The organism is Bacillus cereus group sp. MYBK108-1 (assembly GCF_051917185.1).
Classification (GTDB): Bacteria; Bacillota; Bacilli; order Bacillales; family Bacillaceae_G; genus Bacillus_A; species Bacillus_A cereus.
Genome location: NZ_JBQAHZ010000006.1, coordinates 1 through 25,603, shown reverse-complemented (window position 1 = coordinate 25,603; position 25,603 = coordinate 1). Strand labels below are relative to the sequence as shown.

Genomic DNA, 25,603 nt, shown 5'->3' with positions numbered 1-25,603 from the left:
ATGAAAGTATATTCGAAAGATGACATTGTTGAACAAGCGAAAGAATTAGCAAAAATGATTTCTGAAACAGAAGAAGTTGATTTTTTTAAGAAAGCAGAGGCGCAAATTCATAAAAATGAAAATGTAAAGCGCGCAATCGATGAAATTAAAGCACTGCAAAAACAAGCAGTAAACTTGCAACATTACGGGAAATGGGAAGCTTTAAAAAAGGTAGAAGCTGAAATTGATGCATTGCAAGATAAGTTAGACAGTATTCCAGTCGTACAACAATTTAAATCTTCACAAACATACGTAAATGACTTATTACAGTTAGTTGCTAGTACAATTTCTAACAACGTAACAGATGAAATATTAATTTCAACTGGTGGCGATGTACTAAAGGGTGAAACTGGCGCGGCGGTAGAAAGTAAAAAAGGAAATTGTGGTTGTTAAAGAGATGTCATATTGACATCTCTTTTTTTGTGGATTAAACGTAAGGTCTTCTCAAAAAAAAGAATGACACATTCCGCTATTGTCACGCATATGATTAAGTGAATAGTGATTGAGGAGGGTTACGAATGTCCGAATTTAGAGAGATTATTACAAAAGCAGTGGTTGGAAAAGGACGTAAGTATACAAAGTCAACGCATACATGTGAATCGAATAATGAGCCAACAAGTATTTTAGGGTGCTGGGTAATTAACCACTCGTACGAAGCAAGAAAGAATGGAAAACATGTGGAAATTGAAGGTTTCTATGATGTGAACACTTGGTATTCATTTGATGGAAATACAAAGACTGAAGTTGTAACAGAACGTGTGAACTACACGGACGAAGTAAGTATTGGTTATCGTGATAAAAACTTTTCTGGTGACGATTTAGAAATTATTGCTCGTGTTATTCAGCCGCCAAATTGTTTAGAAGCACTTGTATCACCAAATGGTAATAAAATTGTTGTAACTGTAGAACGTGAATTTGTAACAGAAGTAGTTGGAGAAACGAAAATTTGTGTAAGTGTAAATCCTGAAGGCTGCGTAGAATCAGATGATGATTTCCAAATTGCTGATGATGAATTTGAAGAATTAGATCCGAACTTTATCGTTGATGCAGAAGAAGAGTAATAGAAAGCTAGGGAGAAGTTCTTCCTAGCTTTTTACTTTACATAAGTGGCGCTGAATGAACATGATTCTTTATGAAATATGTTATAATGAAGAAAGACTCCTGAAATAGGAGATAAGAGTGTCCGTGAAATGCGACATATATGAAAATAGATTATCATGTAAGAATTATGGAGGAAAAGTATGACTCAATATACGCCTATGATACAGCAATATTTAAAGGTTAAGGCAGATTATCAAGATGCCTTTTTATTTTTTCGCTTAGGCGATTTTTATGAAATGTTCTTTGAGGATGCTGTTAAAGCAGCCCATGAACTTGAAATTACATTAACGAGCCGAGATGGTGGTAGTAGTGAACGTATACCGATGTGCGGTGTACCATATCATGCGGCTAAAAACTATATTGAACAACTTGTTGAAAAAGGATATAAAGTAGCTGTTTGTGAGCAAGTAGAAGATCCGAAAACAGCTAAAGGTGTAGTACGTCGTGAAGTAGTACAATTAATTACGCCAGGAACGATGATGGAAGGGCGTACAATTGATGAGAAAGAAAACAACTTCTTAGCCGCATTAACACATTTTGAAGATGGATCATATGCATTAGCTTGTAACGACTTAACGACTGGACAAAATACAGTAACGTTACTGACTGGTTCAGTAGAAGATATTTTATTAGAAGTGTATGCAACTGGTTCGAAAGAAATTGTTGTTGATTCTTCATTTTCTAAAGATGAACTAAACAAGTTAACTGAAACATTGAAAATGACGATTTCGTATGAAGATGCAACGGCAATTCCGGAAGGATTAGAACATCTTGTGAAAAATGTTTCACAAGCAAAATTAATTAAAGCAGTTGGACGTTTATTTAACTATGTAATAAGAACGCAAAAACGTTCTTTAGATCATTTGCAACCAGTAGAAATTTATTATACGAATCAATTTATGAAAATTGATGTACATTCAAAGCGAAACTTAGAACTGACAGAAACACTTCGGACGAAAGAAAAAACAGGATCACTATTATGGTTATTGGACAAGACGAAAACAGCTATGGGTGGTCGTATGTTAAAACAGTGGATGGAACGTCCACTTATACAGAAAGAAAGAATTGAAGAGCGTTTAGAAATGGTTGAAACGTTTGTAAATGATTACTTCTTACGTGAAGATTTAAAAGAAAAGTTAAAAGAAGTATATGATTTAGAACGCTTAGCAGGAAAAGTTGCATTTGGTAACGTAAATGCAAGAGACTTATTACAATTAAGACGTTCATTACTTCAAGTGCCAGCTATTTTAGAAGCAATTAGTTTGTTAGATAACGCTTATGCATCGAGATTAATTCAAGGTGCAGATCCATGTGAAATCTTAACAGAATTACTAGGAAGAAGTATTCAAGAAAACCCACCGCTTTCAATTAAAGATGGAGATATTATTAAAGATGGGTATAATGACAAGCTTGATCAATATCGTTACGTGAGTAAAAACGGGAAAACGTGGATTGCTGAGCTTGAAAAAAGAGAACGTGATATTACTGGAATTAAATCGTTAAAAATCGGATACAACCGTATTTTCGGTTACTACATTGAAGTAACGAAAGCGAATCTTGCAGCACTTCCAGAAGGTCGCTATGAACGTAAACAGACGCTTGCTAATGCTGAACGTTTCATTACAGATGAACTGAAAGAAAAAGAAACGTTAATCTTAGAAGCTGAAGAAAAAATTGTACAGCTAGAATACGATTTATTTACAGCACTTCGTGAAGAAGTAAAAGTATTTATTCCGAAATTACAACATTTAGCGAAAGTAATTAGTGAATTAGACGTACTGCAAAGTTTTGCGACAGTTAGTGAAGAAGAACAGTTTGTAAAACCTGTACTGACAACGAAGCGCGAAATCTTTATTAAAGATGGTCGTCATCCTGTCGTTGAAAAAGTATTGAACGGGAAATTGTATGTACCGAATGATTGTATTATGCCAGAGAATATGGATGTCTTTTTAATTACAGGGCCGAACATGTCTGGTAAAAGTACGTATATGAGACAATTAGCACTTGTAACGGTTATGTCGCAAATCGGTTGTTTCGTACCAGCAACAGAAGCAGTATTACCTGTATTTGATCAAATCTTTACGAGAATTGGTGCAGCGGATGATTTAATATCAGGTCAAAGTACATTTATGGTCGAAATGTTAGAAGCGAAAAATGCAATTGCAAACGCATCAGAAAGAAGTTTAATTTTATTCGATGAAATTGGACGCGGTACATCTACCTATGATGGTATGGCACTTGCACAAGCAATTATTGAACATATTCATGACCAAATTGGTGCAAAAACGTTATTCTCTACGCATTATCACGAATTAACGGTGTTAGAAGAGAGTTTAGATCAACTGAAAAATGTACACGTTTCAGCAATTGAAGAGAATGGAAAAGTAGTATTCCTTCATAAAATTCAAGACGGGGCAGCAGATAAAAGTTACGGAATTCACGTTGCGCAACTTGCAGAGCTTCCAGATAGCTTAATCGCCCGCGCGAAAGAAGTGTTAGCACAGCTAGAAGGACAGGAAGAAATTATTATTCCAAAACGAGTAGAAGTGAAAGTACAAGAAGCTGCTCCAGAACCTGTAGTTGTAAAAGAGGAAATAGCAGAAATACAGGAAACGAAAGTAGAGACTGAAGAAGAATCGCAACTATCTTTCTTTGGAGGAGAACAGTCTTCGAAGAAACAAGACAAACCTCTGCTAGATCAAAAAGAAACAGCAGTATTGGCGCAAATTAAAAAAATAGATTTACTTGATATGACACCTTTAGAAGCGATGAACGAATTGTATCGCTTACAGAAAAAGTTAAAGAAAGGATGAGTAAGTAGATGGGGAAAATTCGCAAACTCGATGACCAACTCTCTAACTTAATTGCGGCAGGGGAAGTAGTAGAGCGCCCTGCTTCAGTCGTAAAAGAACTTGTGGAAAATTCTATCGATGCGAATAGTACATCTATTGAAATCCACTTAGAAGAAGCTGGGTTATCGAAAATTCGTATCATTGATAACGGTGATGGTATTGCAGAAGAAGACTGTATCGTCGCTTTTGAACGCCATGCGACGAGTAAAATTAAAGATGAAAACGATCTGTTTCGCATAAGAACACTCGGTTTCCGCGGTGAGGCATTGCCGAGTATTGCCTCTGTTAGTGAATTAGAATTAATTACTAGCACAGGTGATGCGCCTGGTACACACCTCATAATTAAAGGTGGAGACATTATAAAACAAGAGAAAACTGCGAGCCGAAAAGGAACAGATATTACAGTACAAAACTTATTCTTTAATACTCCAGCGCGTCTTAAATATATGAAAACCATTCATACGGAGCTCGGGAATATTACAGATATCGTGTATCGTATTGCAATGTCACATCCAGAAGTATCGTTAAAACTGTTTCATAATGAAAAGAAATTGCTTCATACATCAGGTAACGGTGATGTAAGACAAGTACTTGCATCGATTTACAGTATTCAAGTTGCGAAGAAGCTTGTTCCAATTGAAGCTGAATCTTTAGACTTTACAATTAAAGGCTATGTAACATTACCAGAAGTAACGAGAGCATCTCGTAATTATATGTCAACGATCGTAAATGGTCGTTACGTTCGAAACTTTGTACTAATGAAAGCAATTCAGCAAGGATACCATACATTACTGCCAGTCGGCCGGTATCCAATTGGCTTCTTATCGATTGAAATGGATCCAATGCTAGTTGACGTTAACGTACATCCAGCGAAGTTAGAGGTTCGTTTTAGTAAAGAACAAGAATTGCTAAAGCTGATCGAAGAAACATTGCAAGCTGCATTTAAAAAAATACAGCTCATTCCAGATGCAGGCGTAACAACGAAGAAAAAAGAAAAAGACGAAAGTGTGCAAGAACAGTTCCAGTTTGAGCATGCGAAGCCGAAAGAACCATCTATGCCGGACATTGTTTTACCAACTGGCATGGATGCAAAACAAGAAGAACCGCAGGCTGTGAAACAGCCACCACAACTGTGGCAACCGCCGAAACAAGAATGGCAACCACCACAGTCGCTCATAAGAGAAGAACAAAGTTGGCAACCATCCACTAAACCGATAATCGAAGAACCAATTCAAGAAGAGAAATCGTGGGATAGTAATGAAGAGGATTTTGAACTAGAGGAATTAGAAGAAGAAGTTCGGGAAATAAAAGAGATTGAAATGAACGGGAATGACTTACCACCGCTTTATCCAATTGGACAAATGCATGGAACATATATTTTCGCTCAAAATGATAAAGGCTTATATATGATTGACCAGCATGCCGCGCAGGAACGTATTAATTATGAATACTTCCGTGATAAAGTAGGAAGGGTAGCACAAGAAGTACAAGAGTTACTTGTACCGTACCGTATTGATCTATCTCTTACTGAATTTTTACGTGTCGAAGAACAGTTAGAAGAACTAAAAAAAGTTGGGCTATTTTTAGAACAATTCGGCCATCAATCCTTTATCGTCCGCTCGCATCCAACATGGTTCCCGAAAGGACAAGAAACAGAAATTATCGATGAAATGATGGAGCAAGTTGTCAAACTAAAAAAAGTGGATATTAAAAAGTTACGTGAAGAAGCAGCCATCATGATGAGCTGTAAAGCATCCATTAAAGCGAATCAATATTTAACGAACGATCAAATATTTGCCTTACTGGAAGAATTACGTACAACAACAAACCCATACACATGCCCACACGGAAGACCGATTCTTGTGCATCATTCTACTTATGAGTTGGAGAAGATGTTTAAGAGGGTTATGTAGAGTGAATAAATTATATTTCAAAAGGGAGCAACATTTACTGTTGCTCCCTTTTCATATGTAGATTTAATAGTTAAACGAGAATATGGTGGAGTAATTTTACCGTTTATTTCTTGGTTGTGTTAGCTTAAATTTATCTATGTATAAAAAAGCGCTGTATACAGCACTTTTTAAAATGTGCATGAATTGTATCATTACTAACTAAATAACTATGCATGGTTGAATGTTGCTTCTTATTTAGCTAATTGTTATAAAGATCTATACAATTACTTATTTTTATTATTATTAATTTTTTCAGTGTATAGAACTTGCTCTTTATAGTGCTTCTTAATTGGGAAGTTATGTGTACCTGTGCCGTTCTTGAATTTTTTATCAATGGGGTTCTTTAGAGGAACTGTTGTAGTTTCAGTAAATTCATATGGGTAATTTATTTTAGATTTATCTTCAAACATGAAAATGCCTCCTTTTAGGATCTCCTAAATTCTTTACTATAACATGATATGCATATAGATATTTTTTGGACTAGTTATTTATATAGGTTAATGGAATTTAATTACATAACTACTGAAACATTTTAAAGGAAAACAATTTGAGAAAGAAATGGTATGAATAGCTGTTGGCTCCTATTGTTGTTTTTTTTGTTTGACAGCACAATTAATTATGTATATAAATTCAATATAGATTGTTTTTATAATATGGTTTATATGGGGTTTTCTTGATAATATAATGTGGAATATTATAGTGTTATTAGGTTATTAGGAACATTTAATGCTGTTTCATAACTGAAAGGTAATTGAAAAAAAACTGAAACTTTTCTCATAAAAATTCAATCTAACTTGAAAAATGAAAGGAAAATGAAATTTTCCAAAAGATATTCTTTGTTAAGATAAAAAGTATACATACAAAAAGTATTGACATATCTTAAAAATGTATTTTCAAGATATAGTGGGGGAAAAGATGAGATTAGAAAAACAATTAATAAAAAAGATGTATTATGAAACATTCCTAATGGAGAATGAAACAAAACCAACTCTTGACGTACTTGGACAAGCTTATGTAAACGAAGAAAAAAATGAGATTTCTGATGGGTCTTATATTCGTTTTGCACAAGGTGAATTTTATTATCGTCATCAAGATTTTGAAGCAGCTATTTTTAAATGGGAGAAGGTTAGTAATGAATTAGCACCATGGGCACAAAAAAATATTGCGGATGCTTATTTCGAACTGAATCAGTTATCATTTGCTGAAAATATTTATACTTCTATTACTACTGATAATAAAATATTGATGACCGAAATTAGACTACAATTACTTTCTCTTTACATTGAGCAAAATAATTTTGACTCAGCTTTCGGTGTTATTAAAGAAGCAGTTTCTTTAAATCCTGATTATCCGAATGTCACAAAAATTGCCCGTTCCTTTTATGAGGAACAGCAAGATTTTGATAGTGCAGTAGAGCTTGCTGTGAATGAGTTAATTCGCATAGAATCGTATCCTTGGTTTGAGGTGTTAAAAGGATATATCGATAAAGGGTTTACTAAACATATTTCACCAGACTATTTTTATGATGCATTAGCTACATTAAATAATGTAGATCAAGTACAATTTACGCAAATGGTTTCATCACTCTGGAACAGTTATAAAAATGAAAAAAATTACTTATTGTGGCTTAACACAATAAATGAATTTTTCTTACATATTGAAATACATTCGTCTGATATATGGAACAAAGTTTCTGCTCTTTACGAAGAAACGTACTTTGCATTAATTCAAGGTCAATATACGCTTAGACAATTAAACGATATCATACCAAATCTGTTAGCAAATTGGTTAAAGGTAGTCAATCCATCTTATGCTGTATTTCCATCTGCAGCTGTATTGGCATGGGATGAGATTTTCCCTTCCAAAATAGATTCAGCAAATATAGAACATGCGGAAAACTTACTGTCACATTCTATTAATCATGTAAATGGCTTAGAGTACAGCTTACACCTTTTTGAATCTATTACACAGTGGGCACAAAAGCAGAATATAGAAATAGGTCACCGATTTAAATGGTTAGTTGACGAGCTCGCAGATTTAAGAACAAATCGTATTTTAGTAACGGGAACTTCAGGGAACGGAAAAACTACATTTATTAACTCTATATTAGGAGAAAATATATTAGAAAAATCAATTTCAAATGTAGTAGTTTTAAAAAATGATGCTCATATAGAAATAAACGCTATAACAGACTCAGCAATTACAACAACGGAAGATGTCTCTGATTACCATAATATGATGTCTCAGCACCATCAAACATATAGAGATAGAGCGTGTGTTGAATTTAAATTACCATGCAGATTTTTAAATGAAAATAAACTTACATTTGTAGTGACACCTGGCTTTAATAGGAATAACGACACTAGAGATGAGATATTCGAATATTTAAATTCTGTAGACGAATTACTGTTCGTATTGAATGCGGATTCACCTTTTACTGATAAAGAACGTGACATTCTATTAAGTATTCAAGAACATACGCCAAATTTACAAATTCATTTCTTATTAAATAAAATCGATAACATTTACAGTGAAGCAGAAGTGAAAAGGGTATTACATGATACGGCAACGAGAATAAACACATATTTCCCGTATGCGAGAATTTTCCCTTATTCCTCGTTATATACAAGTAGTCAACAATTAAATGATTTAACTGAGTTTATTCATTTTAACTTTAATCATAAAAATATCGATGCAGAACGTACTGAAAAGTTATTATTTTTCATTCGAAAAACAATTACATATCTTTTGGATAAACGTGTTGAGAAAGAAAATAATCTGGTGGATGCTATTAATTGGAATGAAGATATGCTAGTGAAACTAAACGGTAGCATTAATAACCTTACTACATTTGAGAGGGAAAAAATTCATTTCATTACACAATCATATCGTTCAATGAAGACTGAAATTACAAATGATCTTACTGAAAATATTCCGAAGATATTAAAGAGCTGTTCTAATTTAATTAGTGAAGAAAGTGATTTCGGGCACATGGATACGGAACTAAATAAAGCAATGAATGAAAGAGTGCATAAATATTTAGAACAAACTGTGTTACCTAATCTGGCTCTTTCTATGCAAAATTGGATTGCAACTTCTAATAATGAGCTTCTTCAAAGTCAAACGTATTTAGAAGAACTTAGTGAAGGGCTTAATTCACTATTTGGAGAAAATAGAATACAGTTAGAATGTGACTTTAAAGTGCTTGATGACTGGCGCAGAGATACTGACAGGATGACGACTAGAATACAAATGGATGAAGTAAATATTTTACGTCGATTTACGCCAGCACAATTTTTACTGAAAAGTGCCGGTAAATTGTTTGGAGTTCTTCCTAAAAATAAATCTATGCTATATAACAAATACAAACAGTATGTAGAAAATGAAGATTATACTGAAGTAACGGCTTCTATTATGAAGAAATTTTTCTTGCAATTTGAGCTGTTTGAAAACACACAAGAGCGAGATATTAATATATTCTTTAGGAATCCATTTAACTCCTTAAAGCAAGCTGTAGAAAACACGCATTTAGAAATACAAGAAAAACAAGAGATATTACATAAGATGAAATCAAATCCTGAAATCTATCATGATTCTATCATGCTCTTTGAATTGAGATTGCGTCAATGTGAAGTAATTTTAAATATAGGTGATGATAATACTTTTGCGGATGTAGTTTTAGAAACAAGCGTAGAATAAAAAATCTGATGTGTTATAAGAAAGTAAAAAGGAGCAACTGTAATAAGTTGCTCCTTTTTCATATAGATTATTTTTCTGTTTCTTTAATTTTAGTTTGTACTTCGCCAGTTTTAATTTTATTACTTTCTGAGAAACGTAATAAATCGCCTTCAATAATTTTGTCAGACATTCGTAATTCATTTTGTGCACGTTTAATGAGGGATTGAGCTTCTTTTTTTGGTAAATCTACAATTTCACCTGTTATACGGTCGTAGAAAGTGTTGTTTTTGTATGCATACTTATCTGTAACGAAGCTACCATCACGTAAAACAACAAAGCCAGTATATTCATCTGAAAACATATCATGGCCAAAACGGATATCATTCGTAGAATCAACACCTAATAAATTTAGAATAGTAGGTTTCATATCGATTTGTCCCGTAGGCTTTGAAATAGTTTGACCTTCTGTTTGTCCAGGAATATGAATATATAAAGGTGTACGTTGTAAATTTAAAGTATCAAATTCTGTTATTTGATCTTTTTCTAAAAACTGTGCCATTGCACGATTATGTTTTTCGGAAATGCCATAATGATCACCGTATAACACAATAATAGAATTATCGTAAAGCCCCTCGGCCTTTAGACGTTCAATAAATTTTTTAATGGATTCGTCTAAGTAACGTGCTGTTACGATGTAACGATCAAATACGCCATTACCAGAGTTGTATGGTTCAATGAATTTTGTATCTTCATCATACGTAAATGGATAATGGTTTGTTAAAGTAAGGAAACGGGCATAGAATGGTTGATTAACAGTTTTTAATATATCTACTGATTGATCAAAGTATTCGATATCTTTTAATCCCCAATTTAAATTTGTTTCTGGTGTGATTTTGTAATCAAGCTCATTATAGTAACGGTCATAACCAAGAGCAGAGTACATAATATTACGATTCCAAAATGTTGCGTTATTCGCATGAAATACAGAAGTGAAATAACCTTGCTGACGTAAAATTTCTGGAGTTGCAGTATAATCATTGTTACCGTGTGTAAAGAATACAGCTCCTCGATTTAATGGATACAACGACGTATCGATTAGAAATTCAGAATCAGATGTTTTCCCTTGACCAGTTTGATGGAAAAAGTTATCAAAGTAATAACTTTCATTTATGAATTCATTTAGGAATGGTGTAACTTCTTGCCCGTTTACTGATGCGCCTATTAAGAAGGTCTGCAAGGATTCAAGAGTGACGACAATTACGTTTTTTCCTTTCGCTGCACCAAACATATTAGGGTTTGGCTCGCTTTGATTTGCTTTTACGTAGTTTTCAGTTTCTTGTAATTTACTACTATCAGCAAGTGCTTTTTGTGACCCAGCTTTTACTTGCAGTGTTAAGTCATATACTTGGTGAGTATATAAGCCTAAATTTTTGACAAGCATGACTCGGTCGAATGATCTTGTTAATAATTCAGGGCGCTCTTTTTCTGCAAGATGTAGATTCGCAAAGAATACACCAATCGTTAAAAGAAAGTATAACAAGCGCGTAGAATGAGTTACACGTTCTGTTTTAAAGACCAATGATTTCTTTTTTAATAAAATAAAGAAGAAAACAATGTCTACGAATGCGAGTATAATTTTGTAGTTTAATATTTCTATAATACTGCCGCCTAATTGGCCGAAGTTTGAGGTTTGTCCAAGTACTGGTAATGTAACGAAATCACTATAAAAATCATAGAACATTACATTTCCAACAAGCACGATTGTTAATAAGAAATTAATACAGAGCGCTATATAATTTCGCTTTTCACCAGTTGCAAATAATGCTAATCCAACAAATGCTAATGATGCGGCTAGAGGGCTAATAAACAAAATGAGCTCTTGCGTTGAAGACTCGATTTTTAAATCAAAACTGAATCGCGTAATAAGATATGTTTTTAACCATACCGCTAAAGCCATTATTATAACAAAACTTATATTTTGCATTTGTAAATTTATTTTGTTCTTCATTTTTACACCTTCTTTATATAATTTATTTAACTAAAGTTATATATTATGTTTTTATAACTATTAGAGTGTAATGAACCATTTAGACTTTGTTTTCTAAAGGGAATAATTTGAAGTATTCATATATATACAATGGGGATTTTTAAAGCGTAGTAGCATAAATATAACTCTTTTTGAGAAACGGGCAGAACAAGTCATAGTTGTAGTGAAATTGACTTATAGACATCCTACCATATTAAACACTATGATGATGTTACAAAATATCGAACAAATAGAAGTGAAAATGGATAGAGACTTTTAAAACTGTTGACATTCAATTTATTAGAATTGAATGTCAATCGTTTTAAATATACAGTTATATTACATATGTATTTTGTAAAATCCCGATTTTTTGTCGGTTAATTATTAGCAGGGAAGGATAGGGGGTTTATTAATATAATTTTACTATATGTAAGTAAAGTGTTTTGAAATTGAAAATATTTGACTGACATTTTAATGATAGAAATTAAATGTCAGATAAGTACTTTCCAACATACAGACCACTTGCAGCTGCTTGAGATAATGAATGCGTAACGCCTGAACAATCTCCAATTAAAAATAGCCCATGTATACTAGTTTCAAAATGATTATTAATTTTTATCGTAGGAGCATAGAACTTTCCATCAATTCCATATAGTAAAGTATGTTGATCAATAGGTTCTTGTATAAATTGTTCTAAACGTAATAAAAATTCTTTGAGCCCTTCAATATATAATTGAGGAATTTCTTGATTCAAATCTCCATAATCCCCCTGTAGTGTAGGCTGTATACGGCTATGTTCCATGCTGTTTTCCGCCGTAGGTTGTTTCTTTAGTAAGTCCTCTAAGCGCTGTATAACAATCCGATCTCGTCCTTGGTTAATGCCTTTAATAATTGAACTTGCGTATACATTTGCTTCTTTGAGAGTTGGAAAATAGCTAGGAATAAATAAAGTGAAATTTAAATTAGAAGTGCCAGTTCCTTGCTCTCGAAAATTTTGACCGTCAGGCATAACTAAACCTTCTTCGTACTTTCGAATGATGCGTCCTTTTGGATTCATACAGTAAGTAGTTGCTGTGAAATGCTCACCTTGATAAGAAAGTTTTGTTTCAAAAGTATCTTTTAATATAGAACGTAATTGATGTTCTTTCATTTCTACTCTAATTCCTAAATCTACACGTGTTTGCTCCTGAGAAATATTTAGGGAACTGCACATTTCTTTTAACCAATCGGCCCCAGAGCGCCCAGTTGCAAATACTAGTTGCTTAGTTTGAACTGTTCCTTGATTTGTATCTATTGTAAAATGATCTTCCTGTTTCAGAATATGTTGTACATCTATATGAAATTGGATCTTTATTTTCGTCAGTAAAAATTCATAGAGCTGCTGAAAAATGTTACTGGAAAGTGTAGTACCAAGATGTCTTACTTCTGTTGTTAGCATTTGTAAACCACACGCTTCAGCTCTCTTAGTGAGACTTGAATTTTCAGTAGAATATTTTGAAACCGAACTTCCACCAAACTGACATAGAATTTCATCTACTTCAGCCATGAGTTGTAAAAAAACCTCTTTACCGACTTTTTTCTCAAGTTCTCCGCCAAATCCGTTTGTATAATTAAATTTCCCTTCAGATTTGCCTAAACCACCAAACCCGAAATATTTATCACATGTAGTACAATTACACACTTTTCCTTCGTCTAAAGGACAATGGCGATCTTCTAGCGCTTTACCTTTATCAAGAATTAAAACTTTTTTGTTACTTTTAGCTAGTGAATAAGCCATAAAAATGCTACTTACTCCAGCGCCGATAATCGTAACATCATACATATTCTTCCACCTGCTAACGAATAGTTTGTTTTTTATTTTTCTAGTGTATAACAATTTTATGAAGTTAAGAAATAGCTTTTATTAATAAAGTGGGAGTTTTTGAACTTGATGCTTTATTAATTTCTACGAGTGGTGGAGTAAATACAAAAATTTTTATTTGAAAGAAGAAACAGTTTAAAAAATAACTATGTCATATGATTAATAACATCTTACATAGAAAAAAACAGACCTTTTAAGTGAAGAGGTCTGTTAATGATTTTAAATCTTATTTAGCAAACACATGATTACCAATTACTGCTACTGTTTGACGTGTCGTAATCCACTTGTCCGTTGATGTTTTTGGATTGTAGAAATAAATCCAGTCTGAATCTACTCCATTTGTGGAGATAGCCTCTTCTACAGCCATTTTTGCTTCTGCACTTGCAGGTTGATTAATTCTTCCATCTGTAACAGGAGTAAATGCATATCCGTATTTAATAGGTTCATAAATAACGCCTGTTATTGTATTTGGAAAACCTTTTGCATTTACACGATTTAGTATAACTTTGGCTACTGCTACTTTTCCTTTATAGGATTCGCCACCTGCTTCAGCGGTAACTAAGCGTGCCATTAAGTCTTTTTCTTTTTGTGAAATACTTGAGTTGATTTTTAAATGTTGTCCTGTATAAAGCTTGTTTCCGACTGTATTGTTCATTTGTTTTATAGATTGGACAGTGACATTGTAACGCTTTGCTATCGTTTCTAATGAATCTCCCGGTTGTACTTGATAAATAATTTGTTCAGAAATGTTCGCAGGCTTGGCATTTTGAGGAACAGTGATTTCATTTGATTTCACGGACCCTGGAATATGTAACTGTTCGCCAATAAAGGTTTTATCGTTTCCTTTATTATTAGCCTGTTTAATGGATTGTATTGAAACTCCGTATTGTTTACTAATGCCCCAAAGTGTATCGTTCTTTTTTACTGTATGAATGGTAGAAGCTTCAGCTGTACTTTGACTACATACGAATGTAATTGCGGCCGCAGATAAAGGAATTATATGTTTTATTTTTAGTAATTTCATTGTAAATCCTCCTAAGAAAAAATTAAGGTAAAACGATTAAGTAATGTAGTTTGAAATGTGTATATGCTTAATATATTAATGTAAGTATATTAGCACATATAAAATAAATAATCACTATAAGTTTCATATTCGTTTAGTGTAGAGTCAGAATATGAAATATTGCATATGAAAATACATTGAAGTTCATATTTCTGATTACTATAATCTATTTAGTAGAAAGGGAATACGTTATAGAATTAATCATTATAGATTAATATAATGATTAATAATTATTAATAGGAGGATTGATGTAATGAAAATATTTCAAAAAATGTGTGTGTCAACTGTAATCATTACAACACTTTTAGGAACAGGAGGCACTATCAATAGTGTATATGCTGATTCTATAGAACAGCAGAGTAAATTAGGGATAGAACAAGAAACAGATAAGCAAATCATTGTAAAATTTAAAGCGGATTTGGATTTGCCATATGAAGATGGTATTGAAAAACAAATACAATCTCAAACGAATGATAAAATAATAAAAGATCTTTTGACAGAATATCCAGATGTAACATTTACTCGTTTATTCACATCTGTAAGCCCGGAACAAATACAAAACCTTGAAGTGAAAGCACCTAATCATGTATCTACAAGTCTATTAAACTACTATATTCTTCAAAATCAAAATAGTGGGTATGAAGAAGAAATAGTAGATAAGTTAAAGGCATCTTCTTTAATAGAAGATGCGTATATGAAGAAACAAGAGAAAATAATGCCACCTGAAGTGCAATCATCAAGTGTAGCTCTTAATCCTAATAACAATCCTAGATTTAAAAAACAAGGTTATCTTGAAGCAGCCCCATACGGTATTAATGCGCTTTTCGCCTGGGGAATTCAAGGCGGTAATGGAAATGGTATTACTTTTGTTGATATGGAATACGGATGGCTATTAAATCATGAGGATTTATTACATCAAAATATTGAATTAATGTCTGGAAGAAATATAGATCAGCATGTCGGTCATGGGACGTCTGTACTAGGAATTGTATCCTCTGAGGACAATGAAGTCGGGAATATTGGGATTGCGCCAAAAGCGAAAGCAAAGGTTATCTCTCAAATAAGAGATAACGGACAGTATAATACGGCTGATGCAATATTAAGCGCTGTAAATCAGTTAGAAGCTGGGGATGTTTTATTATTAGAGGCGCAAGCATCCTTTGATGGATATGGTGATAAATATTTACCTGTTGAAGTACAACCAGATATTTTTGATGCAATTCGTGCTGGTACAGATAAAGGGATTGTAATTATAGAGGCTGGAGCAAATGGGTGGAATGATTTAGACCAGTTCAAAGATAGAAAAGGTAAGCAAGTCTTAAATCGTAATAGTAAAGATTTTAAAGATTCGGGTGCAATTATGGTAGGCGCTGGCTCTTCATCTTTCCCTCATGAACGTATGTGGTTTTCGAATTATGGAAGCCGTATTGATGTGTACGGATGGGGAGAAAATGTAGATACAACTACAGCTGAACAAAGTAGAAGTGCTGTAAATCTTTATACTTCAAGCTTTAGCGGAACATCTAGTGCCTCGCCAATTATTGCTGGGGCAGCGACTTTAGTACAAAGCATTGCTAAAGAAAATTTAGGACAACCATATAGACCTAGTGAACTAAGAGCAATATTAAGCAACCAGAGCACAGGAACAAAATCTAAAGATCCATATGCAGATAAAATTGGTGTTTTACCAGATTTGAAGTCTATACTAGTAAACTTAGGCTATGAACAAAGAAAACCAAACGGTGGGAATGAATTACAAGTAACAGAAAATGAACCAAATAATGAGCCTAGACAGGCAAATAAAGTTAACTTTCATACACCGGTGAAAGGAATGCTACATAATAGTGATAGAGTAGATGTATTTACTTTCCAAATTGACTCGCCGGAAAATATTAATATTTCTCTACTAAATGAACAAAATATCGGAATGACATGGGTACTTCATCATGAATCAGATTTAAATAACTATGTAGCATATGGTGAAAATGAAGGCAATGTAGTTAAAGGAACTTATAATGCAAAGCCAGGTAAATATTATTTATACGTCTATAAATATGAGAATAAAGATGGTTCATACGTATTGAACATAAAATAAGTAAAAGGAACTTCAGATGAAGTTCCTTTAAATTTTCTAATTTAGTATATGTGAATGATTTTTTAACTTTACTTCTATGCAATATTTCATATTGATGAAATGTTATTTATTTTTTCTGAACTAGCTTATATTATATTCAATAAGTTTGATATAAAAACAGAAAAAGAGAGGGATAATAATGAGCAATAAGAAGTTAATTTTGAAATTATTCATATGTAGTACAATATTTATCACATTTGTATTTGCTTTACATGATAAGAGAGTAGTTGCAGCTAGCTCTGTTAATGAGCTTGAAAATTGGTCGAAATGGATGCAACCTATACCTGATAATATCCCGTTAGCACGAATTTCAATTCCAGGAACACACGATAGTGGGACGTTCAAGTTGCAAAATCCGATTAAGCAAGTATGGGGAATGACGCAAGAATATGATTTTCGCTATCAAATGGACCATGGAGCTCGCATTTTTGATATAAGAGGACGTTTAACAGATGATAATACGATAGTTCTTCATCATGGGCCATTATATCTTTATGTAACACTGCATGAATTCATAAACGAAGCGAAACAATTTTTAAGAGATAACCCGAGTGAAACGATTATTATGTCTTTAAAAAAAGAGTATGAGGATATGAAAGGGGCAGAAGATTCATTTAGTAGTACGTTTGAAAAAAATTATTTTGTTGATCCTATCTTTTTAAAAACAGAAGGAAATATAAAACTTGGAGATGCTCGTGGGAAAATTGTACTACTAAAAAGATATAGTGGTAGTAATGAATCTGGAGGATATAATAATTTTTATTGGCCAGATAATGAGACGTTTACCATAACTGTAAATCAAAATGTAAATGTAACAGTACAAGATAAATATAAAGTGAGTTATGATGAGAAAGTAAAATCTATTAAAGATACAATGAATGAAACGATGAACAATAGCGAGGATTTAAATCATCTATATATAAATTTTACAAGCTTGTCTTCTGGTGGTACAGCATGGAATAGTCCATATTACTATGCCTCTTATATAAATCCTGAAATTGCAAACCATATAAAACAAAAGAATCCTGCGAGAGTAGGCTGGGTAATTCAAGACTACATAAATGAAAAGTGGTCACCATTATTGTATCAAGAAGTTATAAGAGCGAATAAGTCATTAATAAAAGAATAAAGATGATGAGAGTGAGAAGCGATAAAATATATCGCTTCTTATTTCTTTTCCAATAACCAACAATATAAATTGTACTTTTATAATAGAAAAAAATAAAAACATAAGATATAATCATACATATAAAATTTGTACCTATAAATTTTATATGTATGATTGAATTTGATTTGTTGTAATGAGGAGGTATATACTATGAAGTTTCCACATGATTTTTTATTCGGAGCTGCTTCAGCTTCTTATCAAGTAGAAGGTGCATGGAATGAAGATGGAAAAGGTGTTACGAATTGGGACGAGTTTTCAAAAATTCCTGGCAAAACATACAATGGAACAAATGGTGATGTAGCTGTTGATCATTATCATCGATATAAGGAAGATGTTCGCTTAATGGCTGAGATGGGATTAGAATCGTATCGTTTTTCTATTTCTTGGGCGAGAATATTGCCGACTGGAGATGGAAAGGTAAATGAAAAAGGGATTGAATTTTATAACAACTTAATTGATGAATGTTTAAAATACGGGATTGTGCCGTTTGTCACTTTATATCATTGGGATTTACCATTACCGTTAGAAAAAGATGGTGGATGGACGAATAAAAGAACAGCAGAGGCTTTCGTAAAATATGCAGAAACTTGTTTTAAGGCATTTGGTGACAGAGTTAAGCATTGGATTACTTTTAATGAGACCGTAATGTTTTGTGGATTAGGTTATTTAAAAGGTGCACATCCACCAGGAATACAAAATGATGTTCCAAAGTATTTTCAAGCGACTCATTATGTATTTTATGCACACGCGAAAACAGTTGCGGTGTACAAGCAGCTGAAACAATATGGTGAGATTGGGATTACACATGTTTTCTTACCAGCTTATAGTGTGGATGATCAAAAAGAAAATATACAAGCAGCAAATCATGCGAATGAATATGAAACGTATTGGTATTATGATCCAATTTTAAAAGGCGAGTATCCGTCTTATGTTGTACAACAATTAAAGGAAAAAGGATGGACTCCTAATTGGACGGTTGAAGAATTAGAAATCATTAAACAAAATGCAGAAGAAAATGATTTTATTGGCTTGAATTATTATCAACCAATACGAGTAGAAAGATACGATATGGATATAAAGAGTGAGGAACACTCTCGAGAAAACTCAACGCTTGCTCCAGGTAACCCTTCTTTTGATGGTTTTTATCGAACAGTTAAAATGGATGATAAAACATATACAAAATGGGGATGGGAAATATCTCCCGAAGGTTTCTTAGAGGGATTGCATATGTTGAAAGCGCGTTACGGTGACATAAAGATGTATGTAACGGAAAATGGACTTGGTGATGAAGATCCAATCATTGACGGAGAAATTGTAGATGTTCCGAGAATTAAATTTATTGAAGCGCATTTAAAAGTAATGAAGCGTGCAATTGAAGAGGGAATTAACTTAAAAGGTTATTATGCATGGTCAGTGATTGATCTTTTAAGTTGGTTAAATGGATATAAAAAGCAATATGGCTTTATTTTTGTCGATCATAATGATAACTTAAAACGTAAGAAGAAACTTTCGTTTCATTGGTATAAACGTGTGATCGAAACGAGAGGGGAAGAGTTATAACAGATAAAAGCGTATTTTAGGAGAAAGTGTATGAGTGCAAAGTATAAACAAATTGCAGATGTGTTAGAGCAAAACATTCGAGATGGGCTTTTTAATGAAACGAAAAAACTACCTACAGAAGAAGCGTTGATGAATCGATTTGAAGTAAGCCGTAATACGATACGTAAAGTAATTAGTCAGCTTGTGAATAGAGGTTATATTTTTCAAGTGCAAGGTAGTGGCATGTTTTTACGCGAAACTTCTGTAACAGATTACATTAATTTAGGAAGTTTACGTGGATTAACGAAAAATCTTGTTTCACAAAATATTGAAACGAAAGTGTTAGAGCTGGAAGTAATAGATGCGGACGAAGAGATAGCAAAGCGGATGCAATGCGAAGCTGGAACTAGGTTGTATTTTTTGAAGCGCTTAAGAATTGTAGATGCTAAACCATTCTCTATTGAAGTAAGTTATTTCAAAAAGGATATTATTCCATATTTGAACGAAGAAATAGCATTAAGCTCTGTATACAGTTATTTCATTGAAGATTTACGATTAAATATTGGTTTTGCTGATAAAGTTATTAGTTGTGAAAAAGTAAATAAAGAAAATGCACAGCTTTTAGAATTAAATGAAGGTGATCCGGCGCTTCTTATTGAAAATACAGTGTATCTTGTAAATGGAACAATTTTTGAGTTATCTCAGTCGATGTTTCATTATGAAAAGGCGAAACTTTTAAATCGAATTAATTTTAAATGAAAAATTATCGTGTGAAAAAAGCAACTGGTCCTAAGTGATCAGTTGCTTTTTATTTTTTAAGTGGATGAGCAAAAAAACATGAAAGTGGTTGGTCCGCTTTTTGCAAACATCTATTATGATAAGAGAAGAAAGGTAGTATGTTATCGACGTTTTAAAGAGGAAGGTTTTTATGTAAGTTCTTTAATTAAAATAGATGGGTCTTAGAGAGGTGAAAAGACAATGAGTTTTGCAATTTCACTAGTCGTTATTATTGTAATTGTATCGCTATTTGGGACTGTACTAGTTGCAAGAAACGTGGAGGAGAATTACGGTAAGTCTACAAAAAGAAATGTGAAAAACTTATCTGCAATCTATATTCTTCTTCTTTTTGTTCTACTGGCCGGGGTAACATGGTACGCGGTAATGATTTAATAGTTTGTAAAAGAACTGAAATGAGAGTATGAAGTTGGAATTTCAGAAGCTATTGAGTAATCAGAAAGAGAACCATTTTGGATATATCCATTTACGGATAAGAAAATGTGACTAATTAATACTATTTTTACGGTGAATACTGTTAGTAAAAAATGAGGATAGTTCGTTTTGAAAGGAGGAAACTAGATGGAATGGAAACCAAATCGTGCAGATAAGACACCTGTATATAAACAAATTGCGGATTATATTGAAAGAGGCATTTCTTCAGGTGAATTTCCTTCTGATAGTAAGTTACCTTCTGAGCGTATGTTAGCAAAGGAATTACAGGTGAACCGGAGTACAATAGTAGCTGCGTATGAAGAATTAAAATCACTTGGAGTAGTAGAACGGCAAAAGGGAAGCGGAACACGGGTCAATACAGACATATGGGGTGTCTCACATAAACGAATACCGAACTGGGGTAGGTACGTGGAGGATGGATCGTTCTTACCTAACGTACCACTCGTTCAACAAATTCGAACGGAAACACAAAAAGATGATTTAATTAATTTAGCAAGCGGTGAACTGTCACCAGAATTAATTCCAAGTGATAGATTTCGAACAATTTTGTCGGAGAAAACATTTATGGAAAACCTCGGTTATGATCATCCACTTGGAAATGAGATGTTGAGAAAAACAATTGCAGCACATGTTCAGCAATATAAACAAATTGAAGCAGATTCAAGCTCTATTCTTATTACGTCAGGAGCACAACAGGCGCTTAATCTTATCGTTCAATGTTTATTAAAACCTGGTGATGCGATCGCGATTGAAGATCCTTCGTATTGTTTTTCGCTTCCAATGTTTAAATCGGCCGGTTTAAACATATTTCATTTACCTGTTGATGAGCATGGAATGAATCCAGATGACTTAATCGATTTGCACAAAAAGCATCGCATTCGTATGGTGTTTTTGAATCCAGATTATCAGAATCCGACGGGGACTGTGCTTTCATTAGCGAGACGTAAAAAAATTTTAGAACTGTCTTCTGAGTTCGGTATACCAATTGTAGAAGATGATCCGTATAGTTTAATCTCTTTTAATGGAGAAGTGAACCCGACATTAAAATCAATGGACCAAAATGGAAATGTTCTTTATATAAGTTCATTATCAAAAATTGTTGCATCAGGATTACGTATTGGATGGATAATTGGTCCTACACGTGTAATTGAGCGTTTAGCAGATGCAAAGCAACAAGTTGATTTTGGCCATAGTGTATTTACGCAGTGGGTAGCAAATCAATTTTTAGAATCAAAGGATTTCCATAAACATATTACGATACTTCGTGGACAATTGAAGCAAAGAAGAGATGTATTAATTGCAGAGCTTGAAGGAACATTGGGAGACCGAGTTGAATGTTTCGTGCCAGAGGGTGGAATACATGTATGGTGTAAAGTGAAAGGAAAGTTTGATGAATATCACTTATTAGGTGAATCTATACAGAATGGTGTCGCATTTGTTCCGGGCAGTGTTTTAGGTTCGAAAAATGAATATATACGATTTACGTTTGGTAGAGCGAATATAGAACAAATTCAACTTGGAATTAAACGGTTTGCCGACACGCTAAATGAGATTTCATAATATGGATGTGTGATAGTGAAATGAGGGAAAGAAATGAAGTACGTGACGCTTTTACTTCAAGTAGGCGTGCTATATGTATTTAGCCTAGTGGGTACGTGGATTCAAGGAGTATTCCATCTATCAATGCCAGGAAGTTTAATAGGGATGTTAATACTGTTCCTGCTCCTTTCCACTCGCGTTTTACCGTTAAAATGGTTTGAGTTAGGTGCGGAAAAGTTAATCGTATTTTTACCGTTATTTTTAATCCCTTCGACAACAGGGCTCATGGAATACGGGTCTTTTCTTTTCAGTAAGGAGAGTATTATATTCCTTTTAGTAGTTGCAAGTACTGTAGTAACTTTGATTGTTTCAGGGTATATAAGTCAATTATTAATAACAACAAAAAAATAAAATCGACAAGGTGCACGATTCAAATGGTCTTAATTATTATTACTGTAGCAATTTATTTCTTGGCGACAAAGCTATATAAAAAATTTACGTTTGCATTTACGTTACCGGTGTTAACAGTTACGGCAATTATGATTTGTTTATTTTTCATTTTTGGTATTTCTCATCATGAGTATAGGGAAAATGGAGGAGACATTCTTTCAAGCTTATTGAGCCCTGCAATTGTAGCATTAGCCATACCTCTATTTAAAGAGCGAAAGATACTTATGAAAAATTTTTTATCGATACTTATTGGAGTAGTGATAGGTATAGTGGCTGTAACGAGTATGAATGTAGTGATTGGCGGAATTTTAAATATAGATAAGGAACTTATATTAACTACTTTACCACAGTTAGCAACGATGCCTATTGCCCTATCATTAGCGGATCAAATTGGTGGTATTCCATCTATGACTTCTAGTTTTGTAGTTGTTGCAGGAATAACAGGCGCTATGATCGGACCAACAGTACTTAAGTTTTTCAGTATAACAAGTACGATTGGAAAAGGAGTTGGAATGGGCTGTGCATCACATATTATCGGTGTGAGCCGTCTCGTGAAGGAAGGCGAGAAAGAGGCGACAATCGGTTCGGTAACGATGATTGTAACTGGAATACTCATTAGTATACTAATACCGTATGGAACGAAATTTATTTTTTAAATGTAATGGAGATGATAACAATGACAACATGGTTTATAGTTACATTATTTGTTTTTGGAGCTATTAAAGTATTAGTTTCTAGCATGCCCACTTCTGTTGTAGAATCAATTATTAGTAAATTTGAATTGCATCAAAAGCTTGAGGCGGAAAATACTTCTATATCGATAGATGGAAAAAATATAGAGGGAGAAATGAAACTACAAGTTATTCATGAATTTAATGAGGCTTTGTTTTTAGATAAACATTATTTCCCGCCGCACGGAGAAGGGACACCCATAGTCATTGATACGAAGAAAGGGAATAAAGAGATTAGATTTTCGCTATATAGCTATGAAGAACATGTTGATGTCATTAAGCAATATAAGAAGAAAGTCGTTGCCTATCGTTTACGCTCTAAAAGCCTTCAAACATTGGCACCATTAGCAATAACGGAAGAGTATGCTTAAGAAGGGACCTATAATGGTCTCTTTATTTTTTTATCCAATTATATACGTTCCAAATAAAAGAATGAAAAATCATATAACCAAATAAAGAATATGTATGGTTCCAATTCGCACTATGTACAAATAAACCTAAACTTTCAGCAATCTGTTCAAAAAGGCTAGCACAAATACCAATTGAAATAATAAATAAAATTCTAGAAACTTTAGATAATTTTTTTGAAATGTGTATAAAGATAACTGTTAAAATCGGCAGTACGAACAATGTAAAAGCTATATTAACCGAAAATGTGGATGAGAAGGGCCTAGCCGGAAAGGAATATATTTGTTTATGAACAAAAAAGGCATCTAAGCAAGTTCCGATAATAGAAGAGAGAAAGATTGTAACTACTAATGCTAGAAACTCATTCTTCTTCTCGGAGGAGGACATTTTTCTTTGCGAGAATGGCGAGTTCAATTTTTTCGAGTGTTTTGCAGTAGTCTTCTGTAATTTGTCCATTTATATTTTCCTCCTTATCAACTAAGTAATTTACAACTTGCCAATCGGTAAACCAATCTTCACTGTCAATTTCTTCATGCTTCATATCTTGCCATGCATAGATGAGTGAAGGACTGTATATACGATAAGCGCCACTTCGCAACTGGCATTTCTTTATTCGGCGCTTATAAAACTCACGGGAAAAAGATTCATTTACACTTGAAAATAAATGGGGCCAGTAATCTTTCCTTGATCCTGTATGTGGATGGTGTTGAGCCCAGCTTATTATTTGAGATAAAACATGTGTATCTCGAAATAATAATGAGTACAATCTTTTTCCAATTAATATCCGTTCATGTAAGGAAGTGAAATGTTTCATTGTATCACCAAATAGTAATACTTTTTGTTTTTTATCATTTTCGTAGAATGGGAAAAGGATATGATTAAACTGAAAGAAATCAAAGAGTTTAAATCCAATACTATTTAGTACAGTCTTTTTAAATTGTACATTTTGAATCACTCTTTTTTCTAAGTAGTTTTGTTCATTAATAATAGTGGCAATCGCTAATGTTTTTTTGTTACCTGTTTTCCAAAAATGGTGCCACATCGTTTCCATAAATGTAGAAACATTTAGGTGAGGGAGAAGGTGAAATAACTTTTGTGATCTCTTTACACTTTGTTCGTAAAGTAAAAATTGAGGGTATACATCTTGGAAAATAAGCCAATTCCCTTTTTCTAAAAAAGAAAAAAATATGAATTGATCTTTCTCTGATAAAATTCTCGTATATAAATCCCCCTTTAAATCAGTCATATTCCAACCGCCGTTACGTGATACCATATGTCCAAGCAGTGCCCAATGTATTTCTGGATATTGAATGTAAAATTGGTAGTATGCGCGTGTTCTTGTAACATTATTTTTATTTAGCTGTTCTGTTTGTATTTTTATTTTGTTGATGATGAGTTGCTCTTCTTTCGTTAATTTATACATGGTATCAGAAGGAATAAGTTTGCTTTTTTGTTTTAATTCATTTTTTACATCGAATAGGGAGAGAGGCAGTGCTTTGGAAGGTCCGTTATATGTATGATATGAATTGTTTCGGTCCATTCCGTTACCTCCCTTTTTCATAAATTTAAACATGATTATTGGCTATGAATCATTCTATTTATTTTATTACGAGTATAAGAAATAAATGAGCGGTGTTTTTTTACAAGGAATTTATTTATCATGCAAACAGTATGGAAAATCTTACTGTTGTGAGGTGAAATGAAAAACAGAAACTAAGTTTTGAACTGCACCCCAATTGTTAGACACAGTCTAACAATTGGAGGTGTAGTTTTTTTATGACTAAATTTACTTCAGAAGACAAAATAAATGCAGTAATACATTATCAAGATGG

At 33.3% G+C, this 25,603-nt stretch carries 20 protein-coding genes; 14 read left to right on the top strand and 6 right to left on the bottom strand.

Going from position 1 to position 25,603, the window contains the following annotated elements; translation table 11 throughout:
* The 4 genes from ACTFSL_RS11150 (at window position 1) to mutL (ending at window position 5,905) form a co-directional block, all read left to right on the top strand.
* Complete coding sequence (locus ACTFSL_RS11150) at window positions 1–432, top strand: RicAFT regulatory complex protein RicA family protein (protein ID WP_000870461.1); 432 nt, start codon at window positions 1–3, stop codon at window positions 430–432.
* 125 nt (window positions 433–557) lie between these two features.
* On the top strand, window positions 558–1,100 hold the full coding sequence (gene cotE / locus ACTFSL_RS11145) for an outer spore coat protein CotE (protein ID WP_001288799.1): 543 nt from the start codon (window positions 558–560) through the stop codon (window positions 1,098–1,100).
* A gap of 180 nt (window positions 1,101–1,280) precedes the next feature.
* Window positions 1,281–3,953, top strand: a complete 2,673-nt coding sequence (gene mutS, locus ACTFSL_RS11140; protein WP_440041737.1) for a DNA mismatch repair protein MutS — start codon at window positions 1,281–1,283, stop codon at window positions 3,951–3,953.
* 8 nt (window positions 3,954–3,961) lie between these two features.
* Window positions 3,962–5,905, top strand: a complete 1,944-nt coding sequence (mutL, locus tag ACTFSL_RS11135) for a DNA mismatch repair endonuclease MutL (protein WP_000516465.1) — start codon at window positions 3,962–3,964, stop codon at window positions 5,903–5,905.
* 263 nt (window positions 5,906–6,168) lie between these two features.
* Here the strand turns inward: mutL and ACTFSL_RS11130 are convergent, their stop codons facing one another.
* Window positions 6,169–6,354, bottom strand: coding sequence for a hypothetical protein (locus tag ACTFSL_RS11130; protein ID WP_000461138.1), 186 nt, complete (start codon window positions 6,352–6,354; stop codon window positions 6,169–6,171).
* Between the two features lie 505 nt (window positions 6,355–6,859).
* On the opposite strand from ACTFSL_RS11130, the gene ACTFSL_RS11125 reads away from it, so the two are divergent.
* Window positions 6,860–9,643, top strand: a complete 2,784-nt coding sequence (locus tag ACTFSL_RS11125; protein ID WP_001235307.1) for a dynamin family protein — start codon at window positions 6,860–6,862, stop codon at window positions 9,641–9,643.
* 67 nt (window positions 9,644–9,710) lie between these two features.
* Here ACTFSL_RS11125 and ACTFSL_RS11120 read toward each other — a convergent pair whose 3' ends face one another.
* The 3 genes from ACTFSL_RS11120 to ACTFSL_RS11110 form a co-directional block, all read right to left on the bottom strand.
* Window positions 9,711–11,630 carry an LTA synthase family protein gene (locus tag ACTFSL_RS11120; protein ID WP_103622088.1) on the bottom strand — a complete coding sequence of 640 codons (1,920 nt, stop codon included), beginning with the start codon at window positions 11,628–11,630 and terminating at the stop codon, window positions 9,711–9,713.
* A gap of 502 nt (window positions 11,631–12,132) precedes the next feature.
* Window positions 12,133–13,470: an NAD(P)/FAD-dependent oxidoreductase gene (locus ACTFSL_RS11115; RefSeq protein WP_000272407.1), complete on the bottom strand. Its 1,338-nt coding sequence runs from the start codon at window positions 13,468–13,470 to the stop codon at window positions 12,133–12,135.
* A 265-nt stretch (window positions 13,471–13,735) separates the two neighbouring features.
* A complete protein-coding gene (locus tag ACTFSL_RS11110) occupies window positions 13,736–14,533 on the bottom strand; it encodes a cell wall hydrolase (RefSeq protein WP_000771005.1) in 798 nt (265 codons plus the stop codon).
* A gap of 292 nt (window positions 14,534–14,825) precedes the next feature.
* Between ACTFSL_RS11110 and ACTFSL_RS11105 the strand changes: the two genes are divergently transcribed.
* From ACTFSL_RS11105 to ACTFSL_RS11065, 9 genes are all read left to right on the top strand, one after another.
* A complete protein-coding gene (locus ACTFSL_RS11105; protein ID WP_440041735.1) occupies window positions 14,826–16,667 on the top strand; it encodes a S8 family peptidase in 1,842 nt (613 codons plus the stop codon).
* A 178-nt stretch (window positions 16,668–16,845) separates the two neighbouring features.
* The gene (gene plcA / locus ACTFSL_RS11100) at window positions 16,846–17,835 is read left to right on the top strand and encodes a phosphatidylinositol diacylglycerol-lyase (protein WP_017672881.1); all 990 of its coding nucleotides are present in this window, start codon (window positions 16,846–16,848) and stop codon (window positions 17,833–17,835) included.
* Window positions 17,836–18,024: 189 nt separating this feature from the next.
* Window positions 18,025–19,434, top strand: coding sequence for a glycoside hydrolase family 1 protein (locus ACTFSL_RS11095; RefSeq protein WP_000671628.1), 1,410 nt, complete (start codon window positions 18,025–18,027; stop codon window positions 19,432–19,434).
* Between the two features lie 30 nt (window positions 19,435–19,464).
* Window positions 19,465–20,172 (top strand): GntR family transcriptional regulator, encoded by a 708-nt coding sequence (locus ACTFSL_RS11090; RefSeq protein ID WP_001274912.1) that lies wholly within the window; start codon window positions 19,465–19,467, stop codon window positions 20,170–20,172.
* A gap of 219 nt (window positions 20,173–20,391) precedes the next feature.
* Window positions 20,392–20,583: a hypothetical protein gene (locus ACTFSL_RS11085; protein ID WP_000006458.1), complete on the top strand. Its 192-nt coding sequence runs from the start codon at window positions 20,392–20,394 to the stop codon at window positions 20,581–20,583.
* Between the two features lie 186 nt (window positions 20,584–20,769).
* Window positions 20,770–22,203, top strand: a complete 1,434-nt coding sequence (gene pdxR / locus ACTFSL_RS11080) for a MocR-like pyridoxine biosynthesis transcription factor PdxR (RefSeq protein WP_000454965.1) — start codon at window positions 20,770–20,772, stop codon at window positions 22,201–22,203.
* Between the two features lie 33 nt (window positions 22,204–22,236).
* A complete protein-coding gene (locus ACTFSL_RS11075) occupies window positions 22,237–22,593 on the top strand; it encodes a CidA/LrgA family holin-like protein (protein WP_000878488.1) in 357 nt (118 codons plus the stop codon).
* A 23-nt stretch (window positions 22,594–22,616) separates the two neighbouring features.
* Window positions 22,617–23,288 (top strand): LrgB family protein, encoded by a 672-nt coding sequence (locus tag ACTFSL_RS11070; RefSeq protein ID WP_000242940.1) that lies wholly within the window; start codon window positions 22,617–22,619, stop codon window positions 23,286–23,288.
* A gap of 20 nt (window positions 23,289–23,308) precedes the next feature.
* On the top strand, window positions 23,309–23,734 hold the full coding sequence (locus ACTFSL_RS11065) for a YfmQ family protein (RefSeq protein ID WP_000214634.1): 426 nt from the start codon (window positions 23,309–23,311) through the stop codon (window positions 23,732–23,734).
* 22 nt (window positions 23,735–23,756) lie between these two features.
* On the opposite strand, the gene ACTFSL_RS11060 is transcribed toward ACTFSL_RS11065, so the two are convergent.
* A complete protein-coding gene (locus ACTFSL_RS11060) occupies window positions 23,757–24,158 on the bottom strand; it encodes a CBO0543 family protein (protein WP_033683151.1) in 402 nt (133 codons plus the stop codon).
* Entirely contained in the window at window positions 24,133–25,311 is a 1,179-nt protein-coding gene (locus tag ACTFSL_RS11055; protein WP_440041732.1) for a DUF2515 domain-containing protein, read from the bottom strand. Before ACTFSL_RS11055 ends, ACTFSL_RS11060 begins: the two co-directional genes overlap by 26 nt.
* Window positions 25,312–25,603 lie beyond the last annotated feature (292 nt).

What these genes read in the sequence shown, in the direction of transcription:
- plcA (WP_017672881.1), top strand. Translation starts at nt 16,846, where the DNA reads ATGAGCAATAAGAAGTTAATTTTGAAATTATTCATATGTAGTACAATA.
- ACTFSL_RS11115 (WP_000272407.1), bottom strand. Translation starts at nt 13,470, where the DNA reads ATGTATGATGTTACGATTATCGGCGCTGGAGTAAGTAGCATTTTTATG.
- ACTFSL_RS11150 (WP_000870461.1), top strand. Translation starts at nt 1, where the DNA reads ATGAAAGTATATTCGAAAGATGACATTGTTGAACAAGCGAAAGAATTA.
- ACTFSL_RS11120 (WP_103622088.1), bottom strand. Translation starts at nt 11,630, where the DNA reads ATGAAGAACAAAATAAATTTACAAATGCAAAATATAAGTTTTGTTATA.
- ACTFSL_RS11055 (WP_440041732.1), bottom strand. Translation starts at nt 25,311, where the DNA reads ATGGACCGAAACAATTCATATCATACATATAACGGACCTTCCAAAGCA.
- ACTFSL_RS11075 (WP_000878488.1), top strand. Translation starts at nt 22,237, where the DNA reads ATGAAGTACGTGACGCTTTTACTTCAAGTAGGCGTGCTATATGTATTT.
- ACTFSL_RS11090 (WP_001274912.1), top strand. Translation starts at nt 19,465, where the DNA reads ATGAGTGCAAAGTATAAACAAATTGCAGATGTGTTAGAGCAAAACATT.
- mutS (WP_440041737.1), top strand. Translation starts at nt 1,281, where the DNA reads ATGACTCAATATACGCCTATGATACAGCAATATTTAAAGGTTAAGGCA.
- ACTFSL_RS11125 (WP_001235307.1), top strand. Translation starts at nt 6,860, where the DNA reads ATGAGATTAGAAAAACAATTAATAAAAAAGATGTATTATGAAACATTC.
- ACTFSL_RS11060 (WP_033683151.1), bottom strand. Translation starts at nt 24,158, where the DNA reads ATGTCCTCCTCCGAGAAGAAGAATGAGTTTCTAGCATTAGTAGTTACA.
- ACTFSL_RS11070 (WP_000242940.1), top strand. Translation starts at nt 22,617, where the DNA reads ATGGTCTTAATTATTATTACTGTAGCAATTTATTTCTTGGCGACAAAG.
- ACTFSL_RS11085 (WP_000006458.1), top strand. Translation starts at nt 20,392, where the DNA reads ATGAGTTTTGCAATTTCACTAGTCGTTATTATTGTAATTGTATCGCTA.
- ACTFSL_RS11065 (WP_000214634.1), top strand. Translation starts at nt 23,309, where the DNA reads ATGACAACATGGTTTATAGTTACATTATTTGTTTTTGGAGCTATTAAA.
- cotE (WP_001288799.1), top strand. Translation starts at nt 558, where the DNA reads ATGTCCGAATTTAGAGAGATTATTACAAAAGCAGTGGTTGGAAAAGGA.
- ACTFSL_RS11095 (WP_000671628.1), top strand. Translation starts at nt 18,025, where the DNA reads ATGAAGTTTCCACATGATTTTTTATTCGGAGCTGCTTCAGCTTCTTAT.
- ACTFSL_RS11105 (WP_440041735.1), top strand. Translation starts at nt 14,826, where the DNA reads ATGAAAATATTTCAAAAAATGTGTGTGTCAACTGTAATCATTACAACA.
- mutL (WP_000516465.1), top strand. Translation starts at nt 3,962, where the DNA reads ATGGGGAAAATTCGCAAACTCGATGACCAACTCTCTAACTTAATTGCG.
- pdxR (WP_000454965.1), top strand. Translation starts at nt 20,770, where the DNA reads ATGGAATGGAAACCAAATCGTGCAGATAAGACACCTGTATATAAACAA.
- ACTFSL_RS11130 (WP_000461138.1), bottom strand. Translation starts at nt 6,354, where the DNA reads ATGTTTGAAGATAAATCTAAAATAAATTACCCATATGAATTTACTGAA.
- ACTFSL_RS11110 (WP_000771005.1), bottom strand. Translation starts at nt 14,533, where the DNA reads ATGAAATTACTAAAAATAAAACATATAATTCCTTTATCTGCGGCCGCA.